A 25,595-nucleotide genomic window follows, 5' to 3' on the forward strand; every position below is an offset into this window, starting at 1 on the left:
AGCGTCATGGGATGGTTATTAAAGCATCATCAATGTGTCACAAAACTCCCGCTTAATGATTGCCAGAATCTGTAGGCAACCGAGAGAACGCACCATGGCGCAAGCTCAACTTAAGCTGGCACAGGCCGAATATCCACAGGCCCGCACGCTGCAACAGAACAAAGTTTTAGACGTTAAAGGATTGGTGAAATCCTACAAATCAGGACAGCGCGTTCTGAATGACATCAATTTTGATCTGCACGCCGGTGAGTTCGTGGCGGTGATTGGTCGCTCTGGTGCCGGTAAATCAACCTTACTGCACGTGCTGAACGGCACCATCCCTCTGTCTGACGGTAGCGTTGTCTGCCATTACGAAAATGGCGAACAGCAGCAGTTAGCAGGTTTGACTGGCAAGGCGCTGCGCCGCTGGCGTTCAGGCTGTGGCATGATTTTTCAGGATTTCTGTCTGGTACCTCGTCTAGACGTCTTGACCAACGTACTCTTGGGCCGCCTCAGTCAGACTTCTACTTTCAAATCTTTCTTTAACCAATTCGACGACGAAGACCGCGCCCGCGCTATCTCCTTGCTGGAGTGGTTGCATATGTTGCCGCACGCCTTGCAGCGCGCGGAGAACCTCTCTGGTGGACAGATGCAGCGCGTTGCTATCTGTCGCGCATTAATGCAAAACCCCAAAATTCTGCTGGCCGATGAGCCGGTGGCCTCGCTGGACCCAAAAAACACGCTGCGCATCATGAACGCGTTGAAAAAGGTCAGCGAAGAGAATATCGCCGTGATGGTCAACCTGCACTCGGTTGAACTGGTGAAAGACTTCTGTACCCGCGTAATTGGTATTGCCAAAGGGCAGATTATTTTCGACGGGCATCCTGATGATTTAAATGATTCAATTCTTCATCAACTTTATGGTGAAGACGGCGAATCATCTCATTGATCTTATTTATTCGTCACAATAAGTAGTTTGTAATATTCATTGTTTTTATTTATTTCAACTTTCTCTCCATCTACACAAGGTCATTATTACATGAAGAAGTTATTACGTCTGGCGGTATTGGTGGCAGGTACTTTTACCGCAATGCACAGCATGGCAGCAGATGCGCCAAAAGAATTAAACCTGGGTATTCTGGGTGGTCAGAATGCCACTCAACAGATTGGCGATAATCAGTGTGTGAAAGATTTCTTTGATAAAGAATTAAATGTAGATACTAAACTGCGTAACTCTTCTGACTATTCAGGGGTTATTCAGGGCTTATTAGGCGGGAAAGTTGACATGGTATTAAGCATGTCACCTTCATCTTACGCTTCGGTGTATATTAATAACCCGAAAGCCGTCGATTTGGTAGGTATTACTATTGATGACACCGATAAATCTCGCGGTTACCACTCTATCGTGGTGGTAAAAGCCGACAGCCCGTACAAAAAATTGTCTGACCTGAAAGGCACGGCTTTTGGCTTCGCTGACCCAGATTCTACCTCGGGTTATCTGATCCCTAACCAAGCCTTCAAGAAAGAGTTTGGCGGCAACACGGATAACAAATACAACAACTTCTTCTCTAGCGTCACCTTCTCCGGCGGCCACGAGCAGGACATTCTGGGCGTGCTGAACGGCCAATTCGCTGGCGCAGTGACTTGGGCTTCCATGATTGGCGACCGCGAAACAGGCTACACCTCTGGCGCGTTCAACCGCATGATCCGTATGGATCACCCGGACCTGATGAAGAAAATCCGTATTATTTGGGAATCTCCGTTAATTCCAAATGGCCCAATCTTAGTGCGTAGCGACCTGCCAGCTGATTTCAAAGCGAAACTGGTTGCCGCTATTAAGAAATTGGACACCAGCGATCACGCCTGCTTCGTTAAAGCAGTGGGCGGCACGATGCATATTGGTGAAACGTCACTGGCCGAATATCAACAGATTATCGACATGAAGCGTGAATTGACTAAGGGTTCTCGCTAACAGGCTATTTTACTTGCCACTTTGAATGCGGGCAGTGCTCGGATTCCTCACGTACTTTATGTACGCTGCGGATCCTGCGCGCTGGCCGCATCCAAATTGCCTGCGACAATAACGCCTGCATATATTTTACTCTTTAATATCGATAGAAATACGGAATCATTATTTTGAATAAAGACTTCAATCGTTATTATCAGCAAATTCGCGGCAAACAAAAACGTGAAGCGCTGGTATGGTCGGGAATAATGCTGCTGCTCTATTTATGGTCCGGCAATGTTTCTGAACTCAATCTGAAAACCGTATTTTTCTCTGCTCCACACTTCTTCGATTATATTGGCGAAACCGTGCCGGTATTGCACTGGTCAAAACTGTTTGCTGATGGTCACACTGAAGGTTCGCTGGCTTATTGGGGATACCGTCTGAATATTCAGCTGCCGCTGATTTGGGAAACCATTCAACTGGCGCTCTCATCGACGATTTTATCCACCGCGCTCGCCACCTTGCTGGCTTTTATGGCCGCCAGTAACACCGACTCGCCGAAATGGCTCAAATTTAGTATCCGCACTTTTGTGGCTTTCCTGCGCACCATGCCCGAGCTGGCGTGGGCGGTAATGTGCGTCATGGCGTTCGGCGTCGGGGCTATTCCGGGCTTTATCGCCCTGACCCTGCACACCGTGGGCAGCCTGACCAAACTGTTTTATGAGTCGATTGAAACCGCCTCTGACAAGCCGGTTCGCGGCTTGAAGTCTTGCGGAGCCGGGCGTTTGCAGCGCATGCGCTTTGCTCTCTGGCCGCAGGTCAAACCGATTTTCCTCTCCTACAGCTTTATGCGTCTGGAGATTAACTTCCGCCAGTCAACCATTCTGGGGCTGGTCGGGGCAGGGGGCATCGGCCAAGAGCTGATGACGTCCATCAAACTTGACCGTTACGACCAAGTCAGTATGACGCTGCTGCTGATCATTTTGGTGGTTTCCATCATGGACTTTTTATCCGGCAAGCTGCGTAAACTCGCGGTAGAGGGCACGTTCTGATGCTGACTGAAGCTCTGGCACCATCGGCTATCGCCAATATCAAGCGCGATAACCCAACACTGTTTTCCGCCCAGCGTCGCTATCTGCGCTACCTCGGCACCTTCGCCGTGCTGATCACGCTGTATTACATCTACTTTTTCACCTTCTACGGCATTCCGTGGACCGCCGTGGTGCACGGCTCATCGGAGATTGGTCGTTATTTCCTGCGCATGTTTGTGTGGCATAACTTCTCCGAATGGCCGCTGATGTATTACTTCGAGCAAATTGTGATGACGCTGGCGATTGTCTTCGCCGGGACCATCACCGCCTCCTTCCTCGCACTGCCGCTGTCGTTTTTGGCGGCGCGAAATGTGATGTCCACGCCGGTGCTGCGGCCGATTTCGCTGGTGGTGCGCCGCATTCTGGATGTCCTGCGCGGTTTGGACATGGCTATCTGGGGGCTGATTTTTGTCCGCGCCGTCGGCATGGGCCCGCTGGCCGGGGTACTGGCGATTATTCTGCAAGATCTTGGCCTGCTCGGTAAGCTTTACGCCGAAGGGCACGAAGCCGTGGAACGCTCGCCAAGTCGTGGTTTACGGGCCTTGGGCGCGAATCCGCTGCAAACCCATCGCTTTGGTATTTTCACCCAGTCATTCCCGACCTTCCTCGCGCTGTCGCTGTACCAGATTGAGTCCAACACCCGTTCTGCGGCGGTATTGGGTTTTGTTGGGGCAGGGGGGATTGGTCTGGTGTATGCCGAAAACATGCGTTTATGGAACTGGGACGTGGTGATGTTTATCACCCTGATTTTGGTGGTGATCGTGATGACGATGGATAAGATTTCCTCCATCCTGCGCGCGAAATATATTCATGGCGAAGATATCGATTTGTTCGAAGCGCCGCCGAAGCCTAAGCCGCCAATTGAGCTGTACAAACCTTAATAAAAGCCACGTCATCAAGGTCTTAGGCATAAAAAAAGCCCCTTCTCCGCGCGGAGAAAGGGCTTTTTTACTGACTACTAAACTAGGATTTTGCAGCCAGTACTACCAGTTTCTGGTTCACAAACTCTTTGATCCCCAAATCTGATAACTCGCGGCCGAAGCCCGAGCGTTTCACCCCACCAAACGGCAGTTCTGGCGCGGTGTTGGACGGCGAATTGACATACAGCATGCCGGTTTCGATTTGCGTCGCCAGCTTACGGGCGCGTTTCATGTCTTTGGTAAACAGGGAACCGCCAAGGCCGTAGTTGGAGTCATTCGCCAACTTCACTAACTCTTCATCGTTTTTTACCACGTAAATCTGCGCCACCGGGCCGAAGAACTCTTCGAAGTAGGCCGGATTGTCGCGGGTGATGTGAGTCAGAATGGTCGCTTCATAGAAGTTACCCGGATTGTTAGCCACGGCTTTACCGCCGACGTGGACTTTCGCACCGTTTTTCACCGCTTGATCCACCTGCTTGGTCAGGGTTTTCAGCGCGTCGGCTGAAGAGAGCGGGCCAAGGGTGGTGCTGCTGTCGAGCGGGTCACCGATCTTCAGCGCCTTGAAGTGTTCGGTGAATTTCTTCAGGAACTCATCGGCGACTTTCTCATGGAGAATAAAGCGCTTAGCGGCGGTACACACCTGCCCGGCATTGGCCACGCGGGCCTGAGCACCGGCTTCGGCGGCATGGTCGATATCGGCATCTTCCAGTACGGCGAAGACGTCATTACCGCCCAGCTCCAAGGTCGATTTCTTCAGTTTGCTGGCCGCTTTGGCGGCTACCACGGCACCGGCTTTTTCCGAGCCGGTCAAGGCAACGCCCTGCACGCGGTCATCTTCAATGATATCGGCCACCTGATCCTGAGAAATAAACAGGTTGGTGTAAGCACCTTTTGGTGCCCCGGCTTCGCTGACCAATTTCTCAAAGGTTTCGGCACAGTGCGGAACAATACCGGCATGCTTGACGATGACGCTGTTACCGGCGGCCAGGTTCGGCGCCAACACGCGCATCAGCTGGTAGAATGGGAAGTTCCACGGCTCAACCGCCATGATAACCCCAATCGGGCTGTGCTCGACCCAGGCTTCGCCCAGGCTGGACTTGTAGGGAACGGGCTTGAGGAACTCTTCGGCGTTGTCGGCGTAATACTTGGCAATCTCCGCGCAGAGCTTCACTTCATCGCGGCTTTGCTCAATCAGTTTACCCATCTCAATGCTGACGATTTTCGCCAGCTCTTCCACTCGGGAAGACATAATATCGGATAATTTATGCAGCACTTTCAGGCGTTGCTGCATATCCCCTTGACCCCATTCGGACTTATACAGGTCATGGGCTGCACTCAGCGTTTGTTCAACCTGCTGATCATTATGTGTTTGATATTCTTTGATAAGCTTGTTGTTGAAAGGATTAATCGTTTGATAAGGCATAAATAGCTCCTTGTTTATAACGCTTTTGCGAACGTAACTTAAGCCTAGTTGATAAAAACGCGTTTTGGGACGGGAGTCACCTTTGGCAACACTCTAGAATCGGCAGTTTTTGCGCCAAGCCCCACAGCCCGCGCCGCGCCAGCCCTGTGGGCTGTCCTTCGGATAATTCGGCTTTACTTAACTTTGCAGCCACGGCATTGATAGACGCCATGAACTCTTTTTCAGCTCATATTCATCCCGCCAATCAACATTGATTGATAAAAACCGCGCTCACTTTTATGCTGGATTTCCTTTTTGATCTGACAGATAGCGAGAAGTCGATGAAGCTTGCTGCAATTCCGTTTTGCACCACCGACTGGAGCCAGATAGAGCCAACCGAGCACGCGGGAGAAACCGGCGTAGCCCTGTGGCGCACCCAGCATTTCGGCGATATTCGCGTGAGGATCGTCGAGTATTCGGCGGGCTATTTGGCGGACCACTGGTGTAGCAAGGGGCACGTGCTGTTTTGTCTCGAGGGCGAATTACAGACTCGTCTCGACGACGGCCGCACCTTCACCCTAACACCCGGCATGAGCTATCAGGTGGCGGATAACGCAGAGGCGCACCAATCCTCGACCGCGTTGGGCGCAAAGCTGTTTGTGGTTGACTGATTTTTCAGTCCTAACAACCCTTTAGATACTGTTTTTGAGGAGCTTTGGTGAGTAAATTACGCGTAGGCATCATTTTTGGCGGGAAATCGGCAGAGCACGAAGTCTCGTTGCAGTCGGCAAAGAATATTGTGGATGCCATAGATAAGCAGCGTTTTGACGTCACGCTGTTAGGCATTGATAAAACAGGCGAATGGCACATTAACGACGCCAGTAACTACTTGATCAATGCTGAAAATCCGTCACTGATTGCGCTGAATAAGTCCAACAATCAGGTGGCTCTGATCCCCGGCCAGACTGAAAACCAGCTGATTGAAACCCGCAGCGCCAGCGTGCTTTCCCAACTGGATGTCATTTTCCCGATTGTACACGGCACCTTGGGTGAAGATGGCTCGCTGCAAGGGCTGCTGCGCATGGCGAATATTCCCTTTGTCGGCTCTGGCGTGCTGGGATCGGCGGTCAGTATGGACAAGGATGTGACCAAGCGCCTGCTGCGCGACGCGGGCCTCAGTGTGGCGCCTTTTGTCACCGTGACGCGCAGTAACCGCGCCAATCAGACCTTTGAGAAAGTGGCGCAAGAGCTGGGGCTGCCGCTGTTCATCAAGCCTGCTAACCAAGGCTCTTCGGTAGGCGTCAGCAAGGTCAGCGATCAGGCTGGATATGCCCGCGCATTGGACTTGGCCTTTGATTTCGACCATAAAGTGCTGGTGGAGTCGGCCATTGTCGGGCGTGAAATCGAGTGTGCCGTGCTGGGTAACGCGCAGCCGCAGGCCAGCGTCTGTGGCGAAGTTATCCTGCACGATGAGTTCTACTCTTACGACACCAAATACATCAACGAGCAAGGCGCCTCGGTGGCGGTTCCGGCGGATTTATCCCCTGAAATCAATGATCGAATTCGCGCCATCGCCTTGCAGGCGTTTGAAGTCTTAGAGTGTCGCGGTATGGCGCGCGTGGACGTGTTCCTCACCCAGCAGGGCGAGGTGGTGATTAACGAAATCAACACCTTGCCGGGATTCACCAATATCAGCATGTATCCAAAACTCTGGGCCGCCAGCGGCTTAAGCTATAGCGATTTGATCACCAAATTGCTGGAACTGGCTCTAGAACAGCACCAGCAAGACAGCCAGTTGAAAAGCTCCGCCAACTAATTTTGCAGCAAAAACCTCCCCTGATGACCGGGGAGGTTTGCCCGACTTAGCGGCGATACTTCCACAAAATGCCAACCGCGGTGCTCAATATTAATCATTACCAGCGGCGCTAAAGGCCACGCGGACATGGGCGGGATCAGCAGAAAGCAAAAAGGCAGAAATCAGATTCTGCCTTTTCCATTTTTACCGCCGGTCTTAGCCATACTTTCTGGCAAAATCTTCGTCCGACATGCAGAGATAAATAATAAATTCTACAAATGCGACGATCGAAGGAATAAAGGTCCAGCAGAAGAGTAAGTACAGGAAACCTTGCCCGATTTTACCCAAATAGAACTTATGCACCCCAAAGGCACCGAGGAAGAAGGCCAGCAAGGCCGCCGCGATGCGGTTCTTCGAACCCGGCACGCTGTTGGTTGCGCCACAGTGAGGGCAGTTTCTGGCAGTTTCGTGGATCTCTTTGCCGCAGCCTCTACAAAAAACCATATTAGACATCGTTATTTCATCCCATGAAAATTCTTATAAATTGTGCAGCAGCATTATAGAGGCTGTTGATAGCGGCGATATAGCCTTTCTCTAAACGAGGGATGAAAATAATTACTTTAGCGGGGGATGGGCGAGAGGCAGGCATGAAAAAGGCGGCCAAAGCCGCCTCTTCTTCATATTTCTACTGCTTAACGCTTACTTGTACAACTCAGCCGTGCCGTAAGTGTGGTTATCGCCGTCACCGGAAGTGAAGATGATGCGATAAGCACTTGCCCCGCGGGCCTGGGCTTCATTAGCGAGTTCACTCTTCAGGCCAGATAAGTCGGTACCAGCCTGTGCGCTAATCACCCCGATGGACTGCGAGTTAGCGGGTGCAGATTGCACCTGAGTCGCCGCCAGCGTGGTAAAAGAGGCCGTTGCCAGTGCGATGGCTGCCAGAGTCTTTGTCAGGTTTTTCATGATGTCTTGCCCTCAGTCGTCGTATAGCTGCGACGATTATTTGTACAGCTCAGCAGTCCCGTACAGGCGGTTGTCGCCGGATGCGGAGATGATGCGATAAGAGGTAGCACCATTAGCTTCTGCTTTGGCGGCCAGTTTATTTTCCAGACTAGACAGGTTAGTGCCGGCCTGTGCGCTGATCACGCCGATTGGCTGTGAGTTAGCAGGAGCAGACTGAACCTGGGTGGCGGCCATGGTGGTGAAAGAAGCCGTTGCCAGTGCGATGGCTGCGAGGGTCATTGTCAGGTTTTTCATAATATATTGTCCTATTGATTCGTCGTTTATCAGACTTTGTTAGCTGGGCGCTCTTCGCGCGCTCTTTCTGGGCAACAAAGCCACTCTTCTGTCCGTTCGGTACCCTTTAAAACTCAATACTTCAGGACTTATTTGTACAGCTCGGCAGTCCCGTACAGGCGGTTGTCGCCGGAAGCGGAGATGATGCGATAAGAGGTTGCACCATTAGCTTCTGCTTTAGCGGCCAGCTGGTGTTCCAGGCTAGACAAGTTGGTACCGGCCTGCGCGCTAACTACGCCGATTGACTGGGCGTTAGTTGGAGCAGACTGAACCTGAGTCGCAGCCAGAGTGGAGAAAGAAGCCGTGGCCAGTGCGATGGCAGCAAGAGTCATTGTTACGTTTTTCATGATAAGTACCTTTAATTATGAATCATTATTATTAATCGTTAACTAATTTAGTGCGATAACGCTTTAAAAGCGGCTCGCTGTTATTTGTACAGCTCAGCAGTACCGTGCAGGTAGTTGTCACCAGAAGCACCGATGATGCGGTAAGAGCTGGCACCTGCTTCAGTGGCTTTGGCATTCAGTTCACGCTGCAAGCTAGACAGGCCATTGCTTGAGTTCGCGCTGATCACGCCAATTTTTTCTTGGTTAGCCGGAGCTGAATCAACCAGCGTTGCCGCCATGGAAGAGAAAGATACGGTAGCCAGAGCCAGTGCTGCGATAGTCATTTTTACGTTTTTCATGATGTTAGTTCCTTATCTCTATTTGTTTATCGTGCTGTCGAAAGTCTTTATGATTTGGTCAACGTTATTAATTAACGTTCGATAATTAAATGTTAGTCGTTGACAGAATCTTGTGCAACTTATTTTTTTAATAATCGTTAACTAAAAGTGCTGTGAGCCAGATCACGTTAACAAGAGGGATATGTATCTCAATTGTTAAATCTTCACGGCAAGTTAATTAATTAACGGTCGATAACTAAATGCTAGTGGGTTTTTATGACACAAGCAAGAATTATTTAATGAGTGATAACTTAATGGTTGGAGTGAAGGGCGAAGGATGGTAAAACCGTTGGGTGGTTTTCAGAAGTCTCGCTCTGCTGAGAATCAGAAAGGCGACCTTTATGTCGCCTTTCTATTACATCCCCTTTCTGCGTTGGCGTCTAAAGCGACGGTGCAATAAGGGGTCAGGTGATCACCTAGTAATAAACGGGAGGGTGATTGCCTGAGCCCGCTGGGGCAGGTGGCATGGTTGGAGAAGTTGGAATGCGCTGTTGTGACGATTTGCCGTTGACGAAGCGGGCAGGGTGACAAAAGTTACTGTCCCCAGTCACATTGACCATGGCAACTTCCTGACTCTGTGTTGGCATCATGATAACCTGCTGTGCGGCGACATTGGCAACCGGGGCAGCGGTTAAAGCCATAACGGCAAGAAGGATTTTTAAAGCACGCATGATGGTTTGTCCTGAGATTCTAGATGCTAAGAGTGATTTACTTATCGCTCGATAATTAAATAATAATCTCTGCTGGACTTGTGCGCAACTATTTTTAATAATGATCGTTAAATTATTCTGATAACCAGAACCAATAAGGTGATGGAAGGAGGGTGTATGAGCACTGAACACACGGCTTTGGTCCGGAAAAGTCGCGGTCGCCCAAAACAGTTCGATCGTGGAACTGCTCTGAGCAAGGCCCTGAATTTATTCTGGCGTCATGGCTATGAGGCCACTTCTTTAGCGGACTTGGTCGAAGCCACGGGTGCGAAAGCTCCTACCTTATATGCCGAGTTCGGCAATAAAGAGGGGTTATTCCGCGCGGCCGTTGAACACTATCTGGCAACCTTTTACGAAAAGAGTTTCTGTTTGCTGAGCAGAACAGATTTGTCCGTTGAACAGGCTATCGAACAGTATCTGCGCACCACGGCAGAGATGTTCACCGACTGCGATACGCCGAGCGGCTGCTTTATGGTTAGCGCCTCATCCGGCATGTCTTCCTCTTCGCAAGACATCGCGGAAATGCTGCGCAACCGCCACTTGTCGCAGGAACGCACTTTGTTTGAGTACTTCGAAAAGAAAAAACTCAGCAACGAGCTTCCACAAACGACTGACAGCGCGCTGTTGGCGAAATATCTGGCATGTACCGTTCAGGGGATGTCAGTACAGGCCCGCGATGGGGCCAGCACCGAGCAGCTTAATCGCTTGATTGATATGGTCATTCATCTGTGGCCAGAGCTGAATAAAGCCACGGCGGCGAAACCTCTGGCTCACTAAGCTCGATAGCCACGCCGTTATGCTATAAACCAACACGCCAGACGCCGAGATTCGGGTCTGGCGTTATTTTTCCCGCTGGTTGCCTGCTGTTTACTCAATTTCGCCTCTGTTTTCCCCGCTATCACAAGGATTTTTGGGACTTTTGCCCGTTATCCTCACTTGCTAATCGTTCTACACTGACTGGAAAGCGACCCAGACGCTTCAAATCCTATTGAGGCCCACCGTTGAGGTTTTATGCGCCAGTCAGACATTCTCGTCGAAGTCAGTAACGACAAACAAACCCTGACCGCGCTGGTCGAGCAGGATGACCGCGTGGCTTATCTCTATATTTACGCCCGCGAAGATTTACGCGATCGCTTCCCGCGCATGCGCGCCTGCTGGATCCGCAATCTTTCTCCCGCCCCGCAGCACGACGACCATGCCGCCATGGAGAGCGGGAAGGCGCCGATGCTCGCCGCGCAGTATTGCCGCAGCCTGGAGGCAGAAGCACCGCTGGATCCGGCACAAATTCAAATTTTATGGAATGAAAGCGACGACGGCGCGGCCCTCTGGTATCAAGGGTTGCTGCTGGCGGTGATCCCCGGCTGGAGCCTGTATATCGACCATTCGGTCTGCTATTCGGCGGGCTGTATCAAGCAAAACCCGCTGACTTTCCCATTGGGATCGGCGTCGACCAATACGCAATATGAGTTGGCCGACAAGACGCGCCAATTCTGGCGCGACTGGCAGCAGGAAGAGCACAACCCGTGGCCGAAAATTCAGCGTAAATTCCTCGCCAGCTATGAGGAGCGCTTCGGGCCATCGGTGAAATATTACGGCATTGATCAGGGCAACTGGCCGCCAATGGCCATTTCCCAGCACGAGGATGAGGAGAATTACTACTTCTTCACGCTGGGCATGAGCATCCGCCCAATGCCGCAAATCGACATTATTTTCAATGACGAAGCCCGCGAACACCGGCGCATCGAGCTGGCTTTCGCCGTCGGCAAAGAGTATGTCACCGAAGAGAACGCGGTGCAGATGGCCAGCGCGCTTTCTGGCTATGCGCAGCTGCCGTGGACCACGCTGAGCTGGCTGGGAGAAGGGCATACGCTGATTTCACCGATGGCGCCGCTGGGCTATGAGGGACACGTGGTCTCTTCCGCGCTCTGTTCGCCTTCCAGCAAAATGACCCTGCCAGATAACTATGGTGACCCGGTAAACCAGTTCTGGATCAGCCCGATTTTCACCGCCGAACGGGAGTTTGCGCTTTCCCGCCCCAATGGCGGATACGATTTGGTGGCGGCGATGATTGAGCAGGGGGCGCGTCACGTCTTTGCACCGCGTTCACCGGTAATGGGATAAATGTTTAAATCTATCTAACTGTTTTATATCGTTTTAATTTTGATGCTGTTGTGCCAGCGGTGCTACTACCCTGATCGAATGCATCAAAAAAGGTTGTAGGAGAAGATGACTTTGCCGCCGGAGAAGGCCCCGGCGTAAACGTTCTTACCTACATAAAAAAGGATATAAAACATGGCTACTTTATATACCCCTTATATTGATGTGTCCCTGAATGCGCTGTGGAGTGACTGGCAGAATTACCCTAACGGTCGCCCAAACCCGCTTTACTCTCAACAGGCTATTTCTTACGGCGTTGACGGTCTGGTGCTGGGCTTCCTGACACTTTCCCCGTCGAATAAAGCCTGCTGGGCCGCCTCCGACGCCATGCCGCTGGAATGGGCGCTGCCGCTGGCAAACGACCTGAACGCGGCAAACCGTCAGGTAATTGTCTCCTTCGGCGGCGCGTCCAACGCCGATATCTCCACCAAGTTCACTGTTGACCAACTGGTACAGACTTACACCGACGTGGTACAGAAGTTTAAAGCCAAACAGCTGGACTTCGACTTGGAAAACGGTCAATACGACTACGGTAAAATCAGCTCAGCCCTGGCGATTTTCCAGAAGAGCAACCCATCGGTTCGCATCAGCTTTACACTGCCAACCATGCCAGCAGGTTTGGTGACTGAAGGTCTGAACATCATTCAGAGCGCCAAAAATGCCGGTGTGAAGTTCAGCGTAAACGGTATGGCGATGGACTATAACGACGGCGTTTCCAGCCAAGATATGGGTAAAGCAGCGACCAACGCGGCAACCAGCATCAAAACTCAGCTGGGCAAACTCTATCCGGGCCAGACTGACGCGCAGCTCTACCCACTGGTAGCCATCACCCCGATGATCGGTCTAAACGACGACACCACCGAGATGTTCAAACTGCCAGACGCGACCACGGTTGCCGCTTTCGCCAAGCAGAAGAACATGGCGTTTATCGGTAGCTGGTCGTTTAACCGTGACAACCCATCGAGCTACACCTACGTTGATTTGCAGACCAGCAGTAACCCGGCGCAGAAAGCCTCAGGTGATTATGCGAAGACGTTCTTAGCGGGTATTCGCTAAGGGGAAATAGTGGGCAGGGAGGCCCACAGCTCCTTTAGATCTTTAAATTCAAAACCGTGGGCTCGCCGCCCACATTTAGGTCTTTAAATTCAAAACCGTGGGCTCGCCGCCCACACTGGCCCAAAGGGTTTTAAACGAAACCCTTTGGAATCCTGCGTTTTTTTGCTGTTGTAAGATCGAGGCTTCGCAGGGTTCCAAGGGAGGCGCGTTTACGCCTCCCTTGGTCGGTGTGGGCCGACGCCCACGACCTTGACCTTAAAAAAAAGGTTTGCTCAGCTTTCCCCAAAAGCTGCCCCCTAAAAATCTTCTGCATCAACATCATACCCTGAGGGTTCCCAGCGAATCGCCGTCAACACGATAAGCCCTGCCAGCGGCGCTAATGCGATCACCCAGAATACGCCGGTTCCGAGGGCGGCGGCTAATACGGGGAACAGGAACAGCGAAACCGTTGAGCTGCCGCGCATTAACGTTTGGTTGAAGCCTACGCCCATGCCGCGCAGCGAGGTCGGGTAGCTCAGTGAGGCGAAGGTCATGGTGTGGGAGCCGGGGCCGAAACCTTGGCCGAACAGGAATAGCGCCAACATGCCGATGGAAATCGCGGCTTCTGCGCCGTCGGTTGGGCGACCAATGGCAGCGAGGACCACCAGGGCGATCAGCTGACAGGCATATCCGGCGACGGTCATCTTCCATGCGCCGAACTTCGACACATAGCGCACCGCAATCAGCCCGCCGACAAAGGCAAACAGCAGATTAAGCGCCAGCGACACCAGAATGGTGCTGATCATCGACTGGGCCAAAAACGTCGACAGGATCACCGGCAGGCCGAAGGCCACGGCGTTATAGGCGAAGGAGGAGGCCACGGCGGTCACCGTCGCCAGCACGGTGCGGCGCAGATAAACCCCTTGCAGCAGCGTGCCGTAGTTGCGCCACGCGGCTTTGCGCACTTTTACCGCCGGTTCCAGATCGGCCTCGTCGGCCACCACGGCATTAATATTGTATGACTTACGCAAAATCGCGGCGGCACCTTGCAGGTCGCCCTGATTGGCGGCCCACACCGGCGACTCATTCATATAACGATGGCGGATGGCGATGATCAGCAGAGCCGGAACCGCGCCGAAGCCAAGGATTAAACGCCACAACCAGTCGGTGTGCGTGGCAGGCAATACCGCGTAAAGCAGCAGTACGAGCAGATAGGAGATGCTGATGGCGGCGTACCACGTCGGGCACCACATCGCCACGCGCGAGGCTTTATTGCCGCGCCCGGACAGCTTGGAGAACTCAGCTAAAAACGCCATCGCCACCGGCAAATCAATGCCGACTCCGAGGCCCATCACAAAGCGTGAGCCGCCCAGCACCCACTCGTTTGGGGCAAATGCACAGGCCAGCGCGGCAAAGACGAAGAAGAACATGTCGGCCATAAACACCCGGTAACGGCCAATTTTGTCGGTGAGATAGCCGCCGAACAGCGCGCCGATGATCGCCCCGAAGGTGATTGCGGAAGCCACCATGCCGGTACCCGACGGCGTCAGGCTAAATTCGCGCGTGATGTCTTTAATGCCGAAGGCCAGCGCGCCGAGGTCATAGGCGTCGAGGAAAACGCCGCCGAGTGCGATAGCAATCACGATGCGTGCGTCGCTGAGCTTCGCGGCCCCACGGTTGACGAGCTGGGTGATATCGGCGGCGGAGCGGATTAAAACCGGCGCGTCGCTGGAGGATGAACTGACTGAACCTGTATTCCCTGAACCGGCGGGAGCCGCCGCAAATGAATCTGACATAATTATTTTTACGCTTTTAGACAAAAAATCAGCATAGAAGGGGCGTGACCTTAGTCACAACTGATTTTTATTCATGAGGTAAATGAAATAGTTATAACTTAAAACATTTTCATCTGAGAGGAGGGGCGCGTCGGCTAGGCTAGCCCTGTTACTTTAGGCGCTGAGTGGCAAAGCTTTTCACAAATAAGCATTTTACTCAAAAATCCAGCCTTGGTGTGATGACCCGCCATTTTGTCCGAATTTGCAAAATTGAACTATTCTTTATCACACCGTATGTGTATACGAATTAATGTTGTTGGTGATATCAAAGCCTTAACATAAAAGTAACCCGATAAGAGGAAATAAGATGGCTTTCATGACAGGACGTGGGCGAGTGCGGGCAATAGCGGCAGCAGCGACGTTGGCAATGGTTTCTACTTTTAGTCTTTCTGCGCAAGCCGCAGACAGCGTGCGCGTCGGCTCGAAAATCGATACCGAAGGCTCGCTGCTGGGCAATCTGATTGTGCAGGTGCTGGAAGCCAACGGCATCAAGACCACCAATAAACTGCAACTGGGGACCACCAAAGTGGTGCGCGGCGCAATCACCGCCGGCGAAATCGATATCTACCCTGAGTACACCGGCAACGGCGCGTTCTTCTTCTCTGATGAGAAAGACCCGGCGTGGAAAGATGCCAAGGCCGGTTTCGAGAAAGTGAAAAAGCTCGACTATGACCAGAACAAAATTGTCTGGCTGGATGCTTCCCCTGCCAACAACACCTGGACTATCGCGGTGCGTGACGACCTCGCCAGTGCGCATAACCTGAAAAGCCTTGAAGATTTGGGCAAGTGGATTAAAAGCGGCGGCGACTTCAAACTGGCGGCCTCTGCCGAGTTCATCGAGCGCCCGGATGCTTTACCGGCGTTTGAAAATGCTTACGACTTTAAGCTGAAACAGAACCAGCTGCTTTCGCTGGCGGGCGGGGATACCGCAGTGACCATCAAGGCGGCGGCGGAAAAAACCTCTGGCGTGAACGCGGCGATGGCGTACGGCACCGACGGCCCGGTTGCGGCATTGGGTCTGGTAACGCTGACTGACCCGAAAGGGGTGCAACCGATTTACGCTCCGGCACCGATCATTCGTGAATCCGTGCTGAAGGCGCATCCCAACATTCCAGAACTGTTGAAGCCGGTCTTCGCCTCCCTCGATGGCCCGACGCTGCAAAAGCTGAATGCTAAAATCGCGGTTGACGGTCAAGATGCCAAAAAAGTGGCCGCGAAATACCTGCAAGACAAAGGTTTCGTCAAAAAATGATCCTTGCCATATCGGTGAGGAGATAACTCAAGCCCGCCCGGTTCGCCGCGCGGGCTGAACTTTTTAGATTTAGGTGACTTTTTTGACCCGGGACTTCGTTAAAAATCGCGTACTACTGACGCTGGTTATTCTGATTGTTGCCGCCGGAAGCGGCCTGGCCTTTCTGAGCCATGCCCCGAACCGACTGGTGTCTGGCAAAGGGATCTCCCTCGCCAGCCTGCTCGACGGGCAGAGCCTGTGGCTGCTGCTGCCGGTGCTGCTCCTGCTGCTGCTCTCCTTCTTTACCCCTTCGCGCCGCAACATGATTGTGGTGATGCTGCTGGCGGAAATCTTGCTGTTTGGCCTGACGGCGTTGACCGGCCACGCGGCTATTGCGCTGACCGGCGGAGATGAAGATAGCGTGGCGAGAACCTCGCTCGGCGGGGCATTCTGGGCCAGCGCGGCGCTCTCTCTGCTTATCGCCTCTGATGCCATTTCCCGCATTACCAAGAGCCCGACGTGGCGCATCCTGCTCAACGTGCAGGTGGTTATTCCGGTGATTGCGCTGATTGTCACCGGCCAGTTGAGCGAACTGTCGCTGCTCAAAGAGTATGACAATCGCTCCGACGTGTTCAATGACGCGCTGTGGCAGCATCTCGGTATTCTGTTTGGCACACTGGTTCCGGCCATTCTGCTCGGCCTGCCGCTGGGCATTATTTGCCATCGCTCGGCTCGCTGGCAGACGCCGATCCTCTCGGTGCTCAACATCATTCAAACGGTGCCTTCGATTGCGCTGTTTGGCCTGCTGCTGGCGCCCCTTGCCGGGCTGGCGAAGGCGCTGCCGTGGCTGGCGGAGCACGGTATCAGCGGCATCGGGCTGGCCCCGGCGATTATCGCGCTGGTGCTCTATTCGCTGTTGCCGCTGGTGCGTAGCGTGATTGCCGGGTTGGATTCGGTCTCTCCGGGCGTGATTGAGTCGGCACGCGGCATGGGGATGAACCGGCTACAGGTGTTTTACAAAGTACAAATTCCTATCGCGCTGCCGGTGATCCTCACCGGTATTCGTATCGTCGCGGTGCAAACCGTCGGCATGGCGGTGGTGGCCGCGCTGATTGGCGCAGGCGGCTTCGGCGCCATTATGTTCCAGGGGCTGCTGAGCAGCGCACTGGACTTGGTGCTGCTCGGGGTGATCCCAGTGGTTCTAATGGCAGTCATCGTCGATGGCATCTTTAAATTTTTAGTCTCAATGTTGGAAACCTCACGCAGATGATTCATTTCAATCAGGTAAGCAAACACTTCGCCGGAAAAGCGGTGGTTCGGGATCTGACGCTGGAGATGTCCAAGGGCGAGTTTACGGTGCTGATTGGCACCTCCGGCTCGGGCAAATCCACGACGCTGAAGATGATTAACCGTCTGGTGGAGCACGATCAGGGGCAGATCACCTTTGCCGGGGAGCCTATCAGTCAATTCCGCGCGCAGGATCTGCGCCGCCGCATGGGTTACGCCATCCAGTCAATCGGCCTGTTCCCGCACTGGACGGTGGAAGAGAATATCGCCACCGTGCCGCAACTGCTCAAATGGCCGAAGGCCAAAATTCGCGATCGCGTGACAGAGCTGATGGAGCTGCTGCACCTCGACCCAAACCAGTTCCGCCATCGCTATCCGCATCAGCTTTCTGGCGGCCAGCAGCAGCGCGTGGGCGTGGCTCGCGCACTGGCCTCTGACCCCGAAGTGCTGTTAATGGACGAACCTTTTGGCGCCCTTGACCCAGTCACTCGCGCCACTTTGCAGCAAGAAGTGGCGCGAATTCATCAGCTTACTAATCGCACCATTGTGCTGGTGACGCATGATATTGATGAAGCGCTGAGCCTGGCGGACCGCATTGTGTTGCTCAATGAAGGGCAGGTGATTCAGCAGGGCACGCCGCTGGAAATGCTCACCAAGCCCGCCACGCCGTTTGTGCGTGACTTCTTCGGGCGCAGCGACATGGGCATCAAGCTGCTCTCTTTAGGGCTGGTGGGCGAGCGCACCCGTCGCGGCGAAACCTTGCCAACTTCCCTTGAGCCGATTGCCGCCTCCATGACGCTGCGTGAAGCGCTGTCGGTCTTTGTCGCCCGCCACGTCGAGCAGCTGCCGGTGATTGATGACGCCGGGCAGCCGCTGGGCGTGCTGCACTTTGGCGATTTGGTGGCCGAAAGGAGTGAAGCATGACCTTGCGTTGGCTGAAAGATCCGCTGCCATGGGTGATCCTGCTGCTGGTCGCGCTGGTGTTCGGCATGACCTCGCTCGGCGGCTTATTCCACTGGATGTTTCCAGCGCTAGACCGCCCGGTGTATCTGCAAGAGAGCTTTGCCTCTCTGGTGCGTGCGCACTTGCTGCTGGTGGGCATCTCTAGCCTGATTGCCGTGGTGATTGGCGTGGCGGCGGGGATTGGCGTTACGCGCCACGCGGGTAAGGAGTTTCGCTCGCTGGTGGAAACCATTGTGGCGATGGGTCAGACGTTCCCGCCGGTTGCAGTATTAGCCGTGGCGGTGCCGGTGATGGGCTTTAGCGAGAAACCGGCGATTATCGCGCTGGTGCTGTACGGGCTGCTGCCTATCCTGCAAGGGACCATTGCCGGGATTGAGTCGGTTCCGGCCTCGGCGCGGGAAATCGCGCAGGGCGTCGGCATGAGCCGCTGGCAAATTCTGCGCAAGGTGGAGATCCCACTGGCCGCGCCGGTGATTGTCTCCGGCATTCGCACCTCGGTGATCATCAATATCGGCACCGCGGCGATTGCCTCAAGCGTCGGTACCCAGAGTCTCGGCTCACCGATCGTGATTGGCCTGAGTGGGTTTAACACGGCCTATGTGTTGCAGGGGGCGATCATTGTCGCCTTGCTGGCGATCATTGTGGATATGGCTTTCGAACGCTGGAGCCGTCGCCTGCAATGCTGGCAGGTGACTCCGCCGCAGGAATAGCGCGGCAGAAAAGCGGGGGAGTTTTGAATCGAAACGCGTCTTAGGACGCGTTTTGTGTAGCTGGTGCAGGAACCACGGAAGGAGCGGAGCTGGTATCTGGCGCTTTATCTTCCTGAATCACCACTGCGTAACCTGCCACCATCACGCCGCCGATTGCGCCAATAGCCATCAGGCCGAACAGGGCGATAAGACATTTTTTGCCGAACGTATTCATTTGCGAACCTCTTAAATAATTGCCCGGAATTATAAGTCGTTTGCCCCCACCTGCAACAGTCTATTGATGCGCTTGTTACCTCGCGGAGAGGTTTTCGGTGCAAACCGCGTGCTAAAGAAACTTTTTCGTAACATCTGGACGTAATAGCACATATTTACTTGCCGCTCTGCTGAGCAATAGCGTTAACTGTTCGCCTTCTAACTAATTCTAAAAAAGTACTTACCATGACCCGAACAGCCTTTCGCTCCCTGCTGCCTTTAATCGGTGCACTTTTCGCGTTGTATTTTATCTGGGGTTCGACCTATTTTGTCATTCGCATCGGCGTAGAGAGCTGGCCGCCGCTGATGATGGCCGGCCTGCGCTTTTTCATCGCGGGCTGCGTGATGTTCACCTTTTTGCTACTGCGCGGCTATAAGTTCCCGACGCTGAAACAGTGGCTGTCGGCGGGGGCCATCGGCATTCTGCTGCTGGCGGTGGGCAATGGCCTGGTGACCGTCGCCGAGCATTTGGACGTGCCCTCCGGCATTGCCGCCGTGATGGTCGCCACCGTGCCGCTTTTTACTTTATGTTTCAGCCGCCTGTGGGGGATGCCGAACAGCCGACTGGAGTGGACCGGCGTCGCCATCGGCCTGTTTGGCATTGTGTTGTTGAATACCGGCAGCAGCCTCGGCGGAAATCCCTGGGGCGCGGTACTGATTTTGATCGCCTCCATCAGCTGGGCTTTTGGCTCGGTATGGAGTTCACGCCTGACCTTGCCAACTGGCCTGATGGCCGGTGCCGCCGAGATGATTGTCGCGGGCGTCGTGCTGCTTGCCGCCAGCTATTTGAATGGCGAAAAGCTCGCTGCCACGCCGTCGCTGAGTGGTTTTCTGGCGCTCGGCTACCTGATGGTGTTCGGCTCGATGATTGCCATTAGCGCCTATATGTTCCTGCTGAAAACCGTCCGCCCGGCCATCGCCACCAGCTACGCCTACGTCAACCCCATCGTCGCCGTACTGATCGGCATCGGGTTCGGCGGCGAATGGCTATCCCCAGTAGAGTGGGTGGCGCTGGTAGTGATTTTGTGCGCGGTGCTGTTGGTGACCCTTGGCAAGTTTGTGTTTGGGAGGAAACCGGCGGTGATTCAGGAGGTTAAGACTAACCGGTGAGTCTTTAAATCTTCAAATTCTAGTTCAAAACCGTGGGCTCGCCGCCCACACTGGCCCAAAGGGTTTTAAACGAAACCCTTTGGAATCCTACGTTCTTTGCTGTTGGAAGATCGAGGCTGCGCAGGGTTGGAATGGACGTGTTTCAGCGGCCACGGTGATCGTCGCGAAGTGCCGCCGCTTAGGCGGTTCCCGAATTTCAGGCTTCGAGCCTTTGGTCTCGAACCGTTCATTCGGCGTCACTTCTGAACGCGACCTACTGGCATTTCAACCGTGCCGTTTCAGTGGGAGGCTGGGAGGGAGCAAGGCAAAACTAACTGAAACGGCTCGGTTTAGATGCCTCAAAACCGCGCTCAAAAATGGCGCTGAGCGAATGGTTCGAGACCAAAGGCTCGAAGCCTGAAGCGAAGGCACCGCCTAAGCGGCGACATTTTGCGGTGGATAATTGAAGTACCTGAAACACGTCCGCCCAACGAGCGGAGCGCGCAGTAAAGAGCCGGGGAGTCTTGAGGGGCGCGGCGATAGGCGCCCCTCAAGGCCGGTGTGGCGGCAGCGCACGGTTTTGACTTTAAAAACGGTGTGGGCCGACGCCCACGACCTTGACCTTAAAGATGCAATTGAAAAGAAAGCGCACATGAGTCGCTCAACTCATCATTTCTTCTCAAAAAATAGAGTCACCTTCGCCACTTCCACCCCGAATTTCTTCAGTGAAGTCACATTAAACAGATGCTTATCATCCTGCTGGAAAATCCAGTCGTCGAAGGTCAGGCGATAGGTGCTGCCGCTGGCTTTCACATCCATGACGTATTTCCAGTTGAAGGCGTTGCCTGCCGCGTGGCCGGTGGCGGTGCCGATGATATCGCCCGCGGTGCCGCTGTAGCTGCCATCGTCCAGTTTGCGGATATGCCAGACGCGGGTCTGCTTCTCGCCGTCGTCATAGACGAAATCTTCATGCAATGTCAGGGTAGGGCCGACCACGTCGCCGCGAATCTTCACCGAAAAGCGCCGAGTCTGCTTGTTGGTGTAGTCCTGCACCATCCCGTAAGCCACGCTGTCGCCCTGGAAATAGCTAAAGATATCCAGCTTGGGCTGGGACTGCTGGTAATCCTTGATATCGGCGCTACAGCCGGCGAGAAAAATCAGGGTGAGCAGCATCAATCCTTTCAGAGCATTGCTTAATCTGAGCATGATAAATCCTCAAGGTTATGGCGTGGTGTCGCCAATCAGGTCTTTGCGTAAATCGGGATATTGCGTAGCGGGCGACAACCAAATGGCGAGAAAGGCGTCGCGAAAATCTGCGCTGAAATGCTCGCCAAGAGGCTCGGTCAACACGCTGTCGGGGGCGCGATAGTAAAACTGTCCGCCATCGGCATCCGCCAGAAAGGTGATTTGGCTGCCTTCGCTGACGTCAGGCCAGGTTTTTGCCACCTGTTCAGACCAGCCGTTGTGCTGCGCCTTGGGCAATAACCCGAGTTTTTCCCACTGCTCGCCCGTCGCTTTTACCAACTCTTCCCGACTTATGCTGCGCAGATATTCAATGCTCAGCGCCTGCGGCCACTGCGCCGCCTGATAATGGCCATTCGGCGTGCGCAGCTGCGAGTGATAAACGTCAAACGGCCCCCAGGTCAGGGTGGCGTGACCCACCTCCGGCCATGAGCTCCATGCAGGCGTGGCCTGCGCGGCGAACGCCATCAGCGACAGTAAACAGGCAAAAATCAGCTTCATGCGTGATCCTTTGAGAGGAGTAAAATCAAATCCACACTGAAAGCAGTCCTGCTCCCTCCCCTATTTAGGGGAGGGTTGGGGTGGGGTATTTCTCACATAAGCCACTGAGTTTTCTGCAATACCCCCTCCCAGCCTCCCCCTTTTCAGGGGGAGGAGCGAAAAAGATAATTATCGCCTCTCAACCGTCATCTGTACCGTGCTAATGGTCCTCGCCCTGAACCCCGCCTCGCAGTAGCAGAGATAAAACAGCCACAGGCGGCGGAAGCGATCGTCGCTGTCGGGGACGGTTTGGCCATTCCAATAATTGACCACCCGCTCGCGCCATTCGTGCAGGGTGCGGGCGTAGTCGGAGCCAATATCGAACAGATCGCGAACCACTAAGCCGGTGTGGCGCGTCATGGCCTCGCTCATGGCGGTGATCGACGGCAGGAAGCCGCCGGGGAAAACGTAGCGCTGGATAAAATCGACGTTGCGGCTGTAATACTTGTAGCGCTGGTCGGCGATGGTGATGGCCTGCAAGGCCATGCGACCCTGAGGTTTCAGCAGCTCGTTACAGCGTTTGAAGAAGGTTGGCAGGTAGCGTTTGCCAACGGCCTCGATCATTTCGATGGAAACCAGCTTGTCGTACTGCCCGCGCAGGGCGCGATAGTCCTCGAACAGTACGGTGACGCGGTCGCTCAATCCGGCCTGTTCAATGCGTTTCACCGCAAAATCGAACTGCTCGCGGGAAATGGTGGTAGTAGTAACCCGGCAGCCGTACTCGCGGGCGGCGAATTCGGCCATCGCCCCCCAGCCAGTGCCGATCTCCAATAAATGGTCTTCGGCACGCAGCTGTAATTGCTCACACAGGCGGCGCATTTTGGCCTGCTGCGCCTGTTCCAGCGTCATCTGCGGGTCTTGAAACCACGCCGACGAGTAGAGCATTTGGCTATCAAGGAAGCCCTGGTAGAACTCATTCCCCAAGTCGTAATGGGCCGAAATGTTCTTACGCGCCTGCTTGCGGCTGTTACTGCGCAGCAGGTGAATCAGGCCGTTGACCGGCGTACTTAACCAACTCAGGCGGGCTTCGATTTTATCCACCAGACCCAAGTTCTCAGCCAAGAGTTGCAAAACGGCAGTCAGGTTGGGCGTCGTCCAGTCGCCATCGATAAAGCTTTCACCCGCCGCGATACTGCCACCGAGCAAAACGCGGCGATAGGCGCGCAGCCGTTGCACTTCAATCACCCCTTGTAAGGGCGCGTGCTCCTCGCCAAAGAACAGCGTCTGGCCGCCCGGCTCCTGAATAGTCAGGCCCGCGCCGCGTAGCTGTTTCAGCACGCTGAGGATCAAACCCCGCGCCGCTCGACTACGACGACTGTCTGCGCCCTCACGGGCAAGCTGCATATCTGGATGGCTCATGGGTCAGTCCTTATCAGCAGGAGGGTGAGCGTAAATAGGGGCGCGTTTCAGCCACAGTTTCAGGGCCTGCCAGTAAATGGTGACGGCGGTTTTCATCGTCATCAGCGGCAACTGCCATAGCTGTTTACGCAGAGTTTGTCGGGTCAGCGGCTGCGCCCTGAGAGTCAGGGTGGCGTCGAATTCCCGGGTTTTGCGATGGTTCTCAATATGCACCAACAACTGCTTGCCCGGCGGGGTTAGCCGCCAGTGGTACACCATGTCCATCGGGTTGAAAGGCGAAACGTGAAAGGCTTTCGCCACGGGCTGGCTGCCATCGGGTAGCACGGCGTAGGTATGGCGCTCGTTCCACGGCGTGTTGCGCACTTCGGCCAGCATCCAGCGCAGTTCACCCAGATGGTCATACAGGTAATAAAAGTTGACCGGATTAAAGTACAGGCCGAAGTAGCGCAGCTGGCAGAGCAGCATCACGCGGCCAGTCAGGCGTTCACTGGTCAGTTCGGCAATGCGTTCCTGCGCTTTGGTTTTGATGTCGCCGCCGCCCAGATAGTCGCTGCGCTTAAAGGTCGCAGAGGAGAACTTCTCCAGCCGAATCCCTGCCCGATGTAACTCATCCAGCTCATCGAGATCGATAAGCGGCATAAAGATCCCATAGTTGAATGCGTGATCGACCGGCGTAAACCGCCGATGACGCACATTGCCAACATACAGGGTGCTGTTCATGATGCGGCCCGCTCGGCGCGAGGTTGCAGCAGCGCAGGATGGGTTTTCAGCATCTCTTCCACCACGTCTTTGGCGCTGTTGACCCCATCTTCATGGAAGCCGTTGTACCAATACGCGCCGCAGAACCAGCTGCGATGGTGGCCGTTAATCCAGCCGCGTTGCAGCTGGGCGCAGTGGCTAGCGAGGTTCAGCACCGGGTGCATATAGTGGGCGCGGAACAGGATTTTGCTTTCGTCTACTGGCGTCGTCGGGTTGAGCGACACGCAGAAGGTGTGCGGCGCGTCCAGCCCTTGCAGAATGTTCATGTTGTAGGTGACGCTGGCGCGGCGGGTGTTAGCGTCCGGGAATTCAACTGGCAATTGATAATTCCAACTGGCCCAGGCGCGTTGCTGTTTCGGCAGATGGCGGCGGTCAGTGTGCAGAATCACCTCATTTGACTGATAAGGCAGCGCGCCCAGAATGTCTTTTTCATCCTCGGTGGCATTTTCCCCCAGCAGTCTCAGGGTTTGGTCGGCGTGACAGGCGAAAATCACCTGATCAAAATGCTCTGCCCCGCGCGAGGTTTGCAGGGTGACGCCCGCCCCGTGGCGCACCACGCTGTGAACCGGCGTGGAGGTCAATACCTCGACGCTGGCGGGTAACTTTTGCTGCATGCGGCGGACATATTCCCGCGAGCCGCCCGGCACCACCATCCACTGCGGGCGGTTGGTGACGTCCAGCAGGCCGTGATTCTCGAAGAAGCGCAAGAACAGCGACAGCGGGAATTTGGACATGTCGTCCAGCGACGATGACCAGATCGCCGCGCCCATCGGCAGAATGTAGTGCAGGGCAAAAAAGTCGGAAAACTGGTTTTGGTCCAGCAAATCGCCGAGTGTCACTTCATCATTGGCCGGGTTATTCAGGCGCATTTTGCACAGCTTGTTGAAGCGCAGAATTTCCCGCAAGAAGCGCCAGAACTTAGGCTTAAACAGATTGCGCCGCTGGGCAAACAGGGTGTTCAGAGTGTGGCCGTTGTACTCCAGCCCGCTGGCCGGGTTATGCACCGAAAAGCTCATTTCAGTTGGCTGGCCCTGAATGCCCAATTCGCGCAGCAGCGCGATGAAATTCGGATAGGTGCGGGTGTTGTACACGATAAAGCCGGTATCAATGGCGTAATCGCGCCCGTCGAGAGACACGTCCACCGTGGCGGTGTGCCCGCCCAGCGTGTCGGCGGCTTCAAACAGGGTGATATCACAGTTTTGGGACTGTTTGGACAGCATCCACGCGCAGCTAAGCCCGGAAATTCCGCTGCCGATAATGGCGACTTTCAT

Annotated in this window: 28 protein-coding genes; 14 read left to right on the forward strand and 14 right to left on the reverse strand. The window is 54.3% G+C overall.

Annotation, left to right across the window (positions count from 1 at the left end; translation table 11 throughout):
• Positions 1 to 94 precede the first annotated feature (94 nt).
• The 4 genes from phnC to phnE (ACT3RR_RS01865) all read left to right on the forward strand — a co-directional run bounded on the left by phnC (position 95) and on the right by phnE (ACT3RR_RS01865) (position 3,899).
• Positions 95 to 928 carry a phosphonate ABC transporter ATP-binding protein gene (gene phnC, locus ACT3RR_RS01850; RefSeq protein WP_034788717.1) on the forward strand — a complete coding sequence of 278 codons (834 nt, stop codon included), beginning with the start codon at positions 95 to 97 and terminating at the stop codon, positions 926 to 928.
• A gap of 90 nt (positions 929 to 1,018) precedes the next feature.
• Positions 1,019 to 1,951: a phosphonate ABC transporter substrate-binding protein gene (gene phnD, locus ACT3RR_RS01855; protein ID WP_496199619.1), complete on the forward strand. Its 933-nt coding sequence runs from the start codon at positions 1,019 to 1,021 to the stop codon at positions 1,949 to 1,951.
• 164 nt (positions 1,952 to 2,115) lie between these two features.
• Positions 2,116 to 2,979 (forward strand): phosphonate ABC transporter, permease protein PhnE, encoded by an 864-nt coding sequence (phnE, locus tag ACT3RR_RS01860; protein ID WP_100937705.1) that lies wholly within the window; start codon positions 2,116 to 2,118, stop codon positions 2,977 to 2,979.
• Complete coding sequence (gene phnE, locus ACT3RR_RS01865) at positions 2,979 to 3,899, forward strand: phosphonate ABC transporter, permease protein PhnE (protein ID WP_353501424.1); 921 nt, start codon at positions 2,979 to 2,981, stop codon at positions 3,897 to 3,899. The genes phnE (ACT3RR_RS01860) and phnE (ACT3RR_RS01865) overlap by 1 nt, the downstream gene beginning before the upstream one ends.
• Positions 3,900 to 3,981: 82 nt before the next feature.
• Here phnE (ACT3RR_RS01865) and ACT3RR_RS01870 read toward each other — a convergent pair whose 3' ends face one another.
• Entirely contained in the window at positions 3,982 to 5,361 is a 1,380-nt protein-coding gene (locus ACT3RR_RS01870; RefSeq protein WP_496199620.1) for an NAD-dependent succinate-semialdehyde dehydrogenase, read from the reverse strand.
• Positions 5,362 to 5,681: 320 nt separating this feature from the next.
• On the opposite strand from ACT3RR_RS01870, the gene ACT3RR_RS01875 reads away from it, so the two are divergent.
• Positions 5,682 to 6,011: a DHCW motif cupin fold protein gene (locus tag ACT3RR_RS01875; RefSeq protein ID WP_100937941.1), complete on the forward strand. Its 330-nt coding sequence runs from the start codon at positions 5,682 to 5,684 to the stop codon at positions 6,009 to 6,011.
• A gap of 47 nt (positions 6,012 to 6,058) precedes the next feature.
• Entirely contained in the window at positions 6,059 to 7,156 is a 1,098-nt protein-coding gene (ddlA, locus tag ACT3RR_RS01880) for a D-alanine--D-alanine ligase (protein ID WP_496199621.1), read from the forward strand.
• Positions 7,157 to 7,351: 195 nt separating this feature from the next.
• On the opposite strand, the gene ACT3RR_RS01885 is transcribed toward ddlA, so the two are convergent.
• The 6 genes from ACT3RR_RS01885 to ACT3RR_RS01910 form a co-directional block, all read right to left on the reverse strand.
• A complete protein-coding gene (locus ACT3RR_RS01885) occupies positions 7,352 to 7,648 on the reverse strand; it encodes a TM2 domain-containing protein (protein ID WP_353501428.1) in 297 nt (98 codons plus the stop codon).
• Between the two features lie 186 nt (positions 7,649 to 7,834).
• Complete coding sequence (gene bhsA, locus ACT3RR_RS01890; RefSeq protein ID WP_353501429.1) at positions 7,835 to 8,098, reverse strand: multiple stress resistance protein BhsA; 264 nt, start codon at positions 8,096 to 8,098, stop codon at positions 7,835 to 7,837.
• A 36-nt stretch (positions 8,099 to 8,134) separates the two neighbouring features.
• Positions 8,135 to 8,392, reverse strand: coding sequence for a multiple stress resistance protein BhsA (bhsA, locus tag ACT3RR_RS01895; RefSeq protein WP_353501430.1), 258 nt, complete (start codon positions 8,390 to 8,392; stop codon positions 8,135 to 8,137).
• A gap of 128 nt (positions 8,393 to 8,520) precedes the next feature.
• Complete coding sequence (gene bhsA / locus ACT3RR_RS01900) at positions 8,521 to 8,778, reverse strand: multiple stress resistance protein BhsA (RefSeq protein WP_353501431.1); 258 nt, start codon at positions 8,776 to 8,778, stop codon at positions 8,521 to 8,523.
• 80 nt (positions 8,779 to 8,858) lie between these two features.
• Positions 8,859 to 9,116: a multiple stress resistance protein BhsA gene (bhsA, locus tag ACT3RR_RS01905; protein WP_496199622.1), complete on the reverse strand. Its 258-nt coding sequence runs from the start codon at positions 9,114 to 9,116 to the stop codon at positions 8,859 to 8,861.
• Positions 9,117 to 9,571: 455 nt separating this feature from the next.
• Positions 9,572 to 9,826, reverse strand: coding sequence for a hypothetical protein (locus tag ACT3RR_RS01910; protein ID WP_353501433.1), 255 nt, complete (start codon positions 9,824 to 9,826; stop codon positions 9,572 to 9,574).
• 156 nt (positions 9,827 to 9,982) lie between these two features.
• Here ACT3RR_RS01910 and ACT3RR_RS01915 point away from each other — a divergent pair, with 156 nt between their 5' ends.
• The 3 genes from ACT3RR_RS01915 to ACT3RR_RS01925 all read left to right on the forward strand — a co-directional run bounded on the left by ACT3RR_RS01915 (position 9,983) and on the right by ACT3RR_RS01925 (position 13,078).
• Positions 9,983 to 10,642 (forward strand): TetR/AcrR family transcriptional regulator, encoded by a 660-nt coding sequence (locus tag ACT3RR_RS01915; protein ID WP_353501434.1) that lies wholly within the window; start codon positions 9,983 to 9,985, stop codon positions 10,640 to 10,642.
• A gap of 234 nt (positions 10,643 to 10,876) precedes the next feature.
• A complete protein-coding gene (locus ACT3RR_RS01920; protein WP_353501435.1) occupies positions 10,877 to 11,986 on the forward strand; it encodes a suppressor of fused domain protein in 1,110 nt (369 codons plus the stop codon).
• A gap of 171 nt (positions 11,987 to 12,157) precedes the next feature.
• Positions 12,158 to 13,078, forward strand: a complete 921-nt coding sequence (locus tag ACT3RR_RS01925) for a chitinase (RefSeq protein ID WP_353501436.1) — start codon at positions 12,158 to 12,160, stop codon at positions 13,076 to 13,078.
• Positions 13,079 to 13,374: 296 nt separating this feature from the next.
• On the opposite strand, the gene ACT3RR_RS01930 is transcribed toward ACT3RR_RS01925, so the two are convergent.
• Entirely contained in the window at positions 13,375 to 14,853 is a 1,479-nt protein-coding gene (locus ACT3RR_RS01930) for an MFS transporter (RefSeq protein ID WP_496199623.1), read from the reverse strand.
• 346 nt (positions 14,854 to 15,199) lie between these two features.
• Between ACT3RR_RS01930 and osmF the strand changes: the two genes are divergently transcribed.
• The 4 genes from osmF (at position 15,200) to ACT3RR_RS01950 (ending at position 19,083) form a co-directional block, all read left to right on the forward strand.
• Positions 15,200 to 16,144, forward strand: a complete 945-nt coding sequence (gene osmF, locus ACT3RR_RS01935) for a glycine betaine ABC transporter substrate-binding protein OsmF (RefSeq protein ID WP_396130280.1) — start codon at positions 15,200 to 15,202, stop codon at positions 16,142 to 16,144.
• Between the two features lie 82 nt (positions 16,145 to 16,226).
• Positions 16,227 to 17,393 (forward strand): ABC transporter permease, encoded by a 1,167-nt coding sequence (locus tag ACT3RR_RS01940; RefSeq protein WP_496199624.1) that lies wholly within the window; start codon positions 16,227 to 16,229, stop codon positions 17,391 to 17,393.
• Positions 17,390 to 18,334, forward strand: a complete 945-nt coding sequence (locus ACT3RR_RS01945) for an ABC transporter ATP-binding protein (protein WP_353501440.1) — start codon at positions 17,390 to 17,392, stop codon at positions 18,332 to 18,334. The genes ACT3RR_RS01940 and ACT3RR_RS01945 overlap by 4 nt, the downstream gene beginning before the upstream one ends.
• Positions 18,331 to 19,083: an ABC transporter permease gene (locus ACT3RR_RS01950; RefSeq protein WP_353501441.1), complete on the forward strand. Its 753-nt coding sequence runs from the start codon at positions 18,331 to 18,333 to the stop codon at positions 19,081 to 19,083. Before ACT3RR_RS01945 ends, ACT3RR_RS01950 begins: the two co-directional genes overlap by 4 nt.
• A gap of 40 nt (positions 19,084 to 19,123) precedes the next feature.
• On the opposite strand, the gene ACT3RR_RS01955 is transcribed toward ACT3RR_RS01950, so the two are convergent.
• Entirely contained in the window at positions 19,124 to 19,297 is a 174-nt protein-coding gene (locus ACT3RR_RS01955) for a YohO family small membrane protein (protein ID WP_185688239.1), read from the reverse strand.
• Positions 19,298 to 19,521: 224 nt separating this feature from the next.
• Between ACT3RR_RS01955 and yedA the strand changes: the two genes are divergently transcribed.
• Positions 19,522 to 20,445 (forward strand): drug/metabolite exporter YedA, encoded by a 924-nt coding sequence (gene yedA, locus ACT3RR_RS01960; protein ID WP_496199625.1) that lies wholly within the window; start codon positions 19,522 to 19,524, stop codon positions 20,443 to 20,445.
• A 648-nt stretch (positions 20,446 to 21,093) separates the two neighbouring features.
• Here yedA and ACT3RR_RS01965 read toward each other — a convergent pair.
• From ACT3RR_RS01965 to ACT3RR_RS01985, 5 genes are all read right to left on the reverse strand, one after another.
• Positions 21,094 to 21,630, reverse strand: coding sequence for a DUF3833 domain-containing protein (locus ACT3RR_RS01965; protein ID WP_496199626.1), 537 nt, complete (start codon positions 21,628 to 21,630; stop codon positions 21,094 to 21,096).
• Positions 21,631 to 21,645: 15 nt separating this feature from the next.
• Positions 21,646 to 22,167: a chalcone isomerase family protein gene (locus ACT3RR_RS01970; RefSeq protein ID WP_396131932.1), complete on the reverse strand. Its 522-nt coding sequence runs from the start codon at positions 22,165 to 22,167 to the stop codon at positions 21,646 to 21,648.
• A 168-nt stretch (positions 22,168 to 22,335) separates the two neighbouring features.
• Complete coding sequence (locus ACT3RR_RS01975) at positions 22,336 to 23,565, reverse strand: class I SAM-dependent methyltransferase (RefSeq protein ID WP_496199627.1); 1,230 nt, start codon at positions 23,563 to 23,565, stop codon at positions 22,336 to 22,338.
• 3 nt (positions 23,566 to 23,568) lie between these two features.
• Complete coding sequence (locus ACT3RR_RS01980; RefSeq protein ID WP_496199628.1) at positions 23,569 to 24,285, reverse strand: DUF1365 domain-containing protein; 717 nt, start codon at positions 24,283 to 24,285, stop codon at positions 23,569 to 23,571.
• Complete coding sequence (locus ACT3RR_RS01985; protein WP_496199629.1) at positions 24,282 to 25,595, reverse strand: NAD(P)/FAD-dependent oxidoreductase; 1,314 nt, start codon at positions 25,593 to 25,595, stop codon at positions 24,282 to 24,284. The genes ACT3RR_RS01980 and ACT3RR_RS01985 overlap by 4 nt, the downstream gene beginning before the upstream one ends.

The organism is Ewingella sp. AOP8-B2-18, from assembly GCF_052376015.1.
GTDB classification, from domain to species: domain Bacteria; phylum Pseudomonadota; class Gammaproteobacteria; order Enterobacterales; family Enterobacteriaceae; genus Ewingella; species Ewingella allii.

Bases quoted from the DNA above. Each gene is read 5' to 3' on its own strand.
- phnC (WP_034788717.1), top strand. From the start codon at position 95: ATGGCGCAAGCTCAACTTAAGCTGGCACAGGCCGAATATCCACAGGCC.
- phnD (WP_496199619.1), top strand. From the start codon at position 1,019: ATGAAGAAGTTATTACGTCTGGCGGTATTGGTGGCAGGTACTTTTACC.
- phnE (WP_353501424.1), top strand. From the start codon at position 2,979: ATGCTGACTGAAGCTCTGGCACCATCGGCTATCGCCAATATCAAGCGC.
- ACT3RR_RS01870 (WP_496199620.1), bottom strand. From the start codon at position 5,361: ATGCCTTATCAAACGATTAATCCTTTCAACAACAAGCTTATCAAAGAA.
- ACT3RR_RS01875 (WP_100937941.1), top strand. From the start codon at position 5,682: ATGAAGCTTGCTGCAATTCCGTTTTGCACCACCGACTGGAGCCAGATA.
- ACT3RR_RS01885 (WP_353501428.1), bottom strand. From the start codon at position 7,648: ATGTCTAATATGGTTTTTTGTAGAGGCTGCGGCAAAGAGATCCACGAA.
- bhsA (WP_353501429.1), bottom strand. From the start codon at position 8,098: ATGAAAAACCTGACAAAGACTCTGGCAGCCATCGCACTGGCAACGGCC.
- bhsA (WP_353501430.1), bottom strand. From the start codon at position 8,392: ATGAAAAACCTGACAATGACCCTCGCAGCCATCGCACTGGCAACGGCT.
- bhsA (WP_353501431.1), bottom strand. From the start codon at position 8,778: ATGAAAAACGTAACAATGACTCTTGCTGCCATCGCACTGGCCACGGCT.
- bhsA (WP_496199622.1), bottom strand. From the start codon at position 9,116: ATGAAAAACGTAAAAATGACTATCGCAGCACTGGCTCTGGCTACCGTA.
- ACT3RR_RS01910 (WP_353501433.1), bottom strand. From the start codon at position 9,826: ATGCGTGCTTTAAAAATCCTTCTTGCCGTTATGGCTTTAACCGCTGCC.
- ACT3RR_RS01915 (WP_353501434.1), top strand. From the start codon at position 9,983: ATGAGCACTGAACACACGGCTTTGGTCCGGAAAAGTCGCGGTCGCCCA.
- ACT3RR_RS01920 (WP_353501435.1), top strand. From the start codon at position 10,877: ATGCGCCAGTCAGACATTCTCGTCGAAGTCAGTAACGACAAACAAACC.
- ACT3RR_RS01925 (WP_353501436.1), top strand. From the start codon at position 12,158: ATGGCTACTTTATATACCCCTTATATTGATGTGTCCCTGAATGCGCTG.
- ACT3RR_RS01930 (WP_496199623.1), bottom strand. From the start codon at position 14,853: ATGTCAGATTCATTTGCGGCGGCTCCCGCCGGTTCAGGGAATACAGGT.
- osmF (WP_396130280.1), top strand. From the start codon at position 15,200: ATGGCTTTCATGACAGGACGTGGGCGAGTGCGGGCAATAGCGGCAGCA.
- ACT3RR_RS01945 (WP_353501440.1), top strand. From the start codon at position 17,390: ATGATTCATTTCAATCAGGTAAGCAAACACTTCGCCGGAAAAGCGGTG.
- ACT3RR_RS01950 (WP_353501441.1), top strand. From the start codon at position 18,331: ATGACCTTGCGTTGGCTGAAAGATCCGCTGCCATGGGTGATCCTGCTG.
- ACT3RR_RS01955 (WP_185688239.1), bottom strand. From the start codon at position 19,297: ATGAATACGTTCGGCAAAAAATGTCTTATCGCCCTGTTCGGCCTGATG.
- yedA (WP_496199625.1), top strand. From the start codon at position 19,522: ATGACCCGAACAGCCTTTCGCTCCCTGCTGCCTTTAATCGGTGCACTT.
- ACT3RR_RS01965 (WP_496199626.1), bottom strand. From the start codon at position 21,630: ATGCTCAGATTAAGCAATGCTCTGAAAGGATTGATGCTGCTCACCCTG.
- ACT3RR_RS01970 (WP_396131932.1), bottom strand. From the start codon at position 22,167: ATGAAGCTGATTTTTGCCTGTTTACTGTCGCTGATGGCGTTCGCCGCG.
- ACT3RR_RS01975 (WP_496199627.1), bottom strand. From the start codon at position 23,565: ATGAGCCATCCAGATATGCAGCTTGCCCGTGAGGGCGCAGACAGTCGT.
- ACT3RR_RS01980 (WP_496199628.1), bottom strand. From the start codon at position 24,285: ATGAACAGCACCCTGTATGTTGGCAATGTGCGTCATCGGCGGTTTACG.
- ACT3RR_RS01985 (WP_496199629.1), bottom strand. From the start codon at position 25,595: ATGAAAGTCGCCATTATCGGCAGCGGAATTTCCGGGCTTAGCTGCGCG.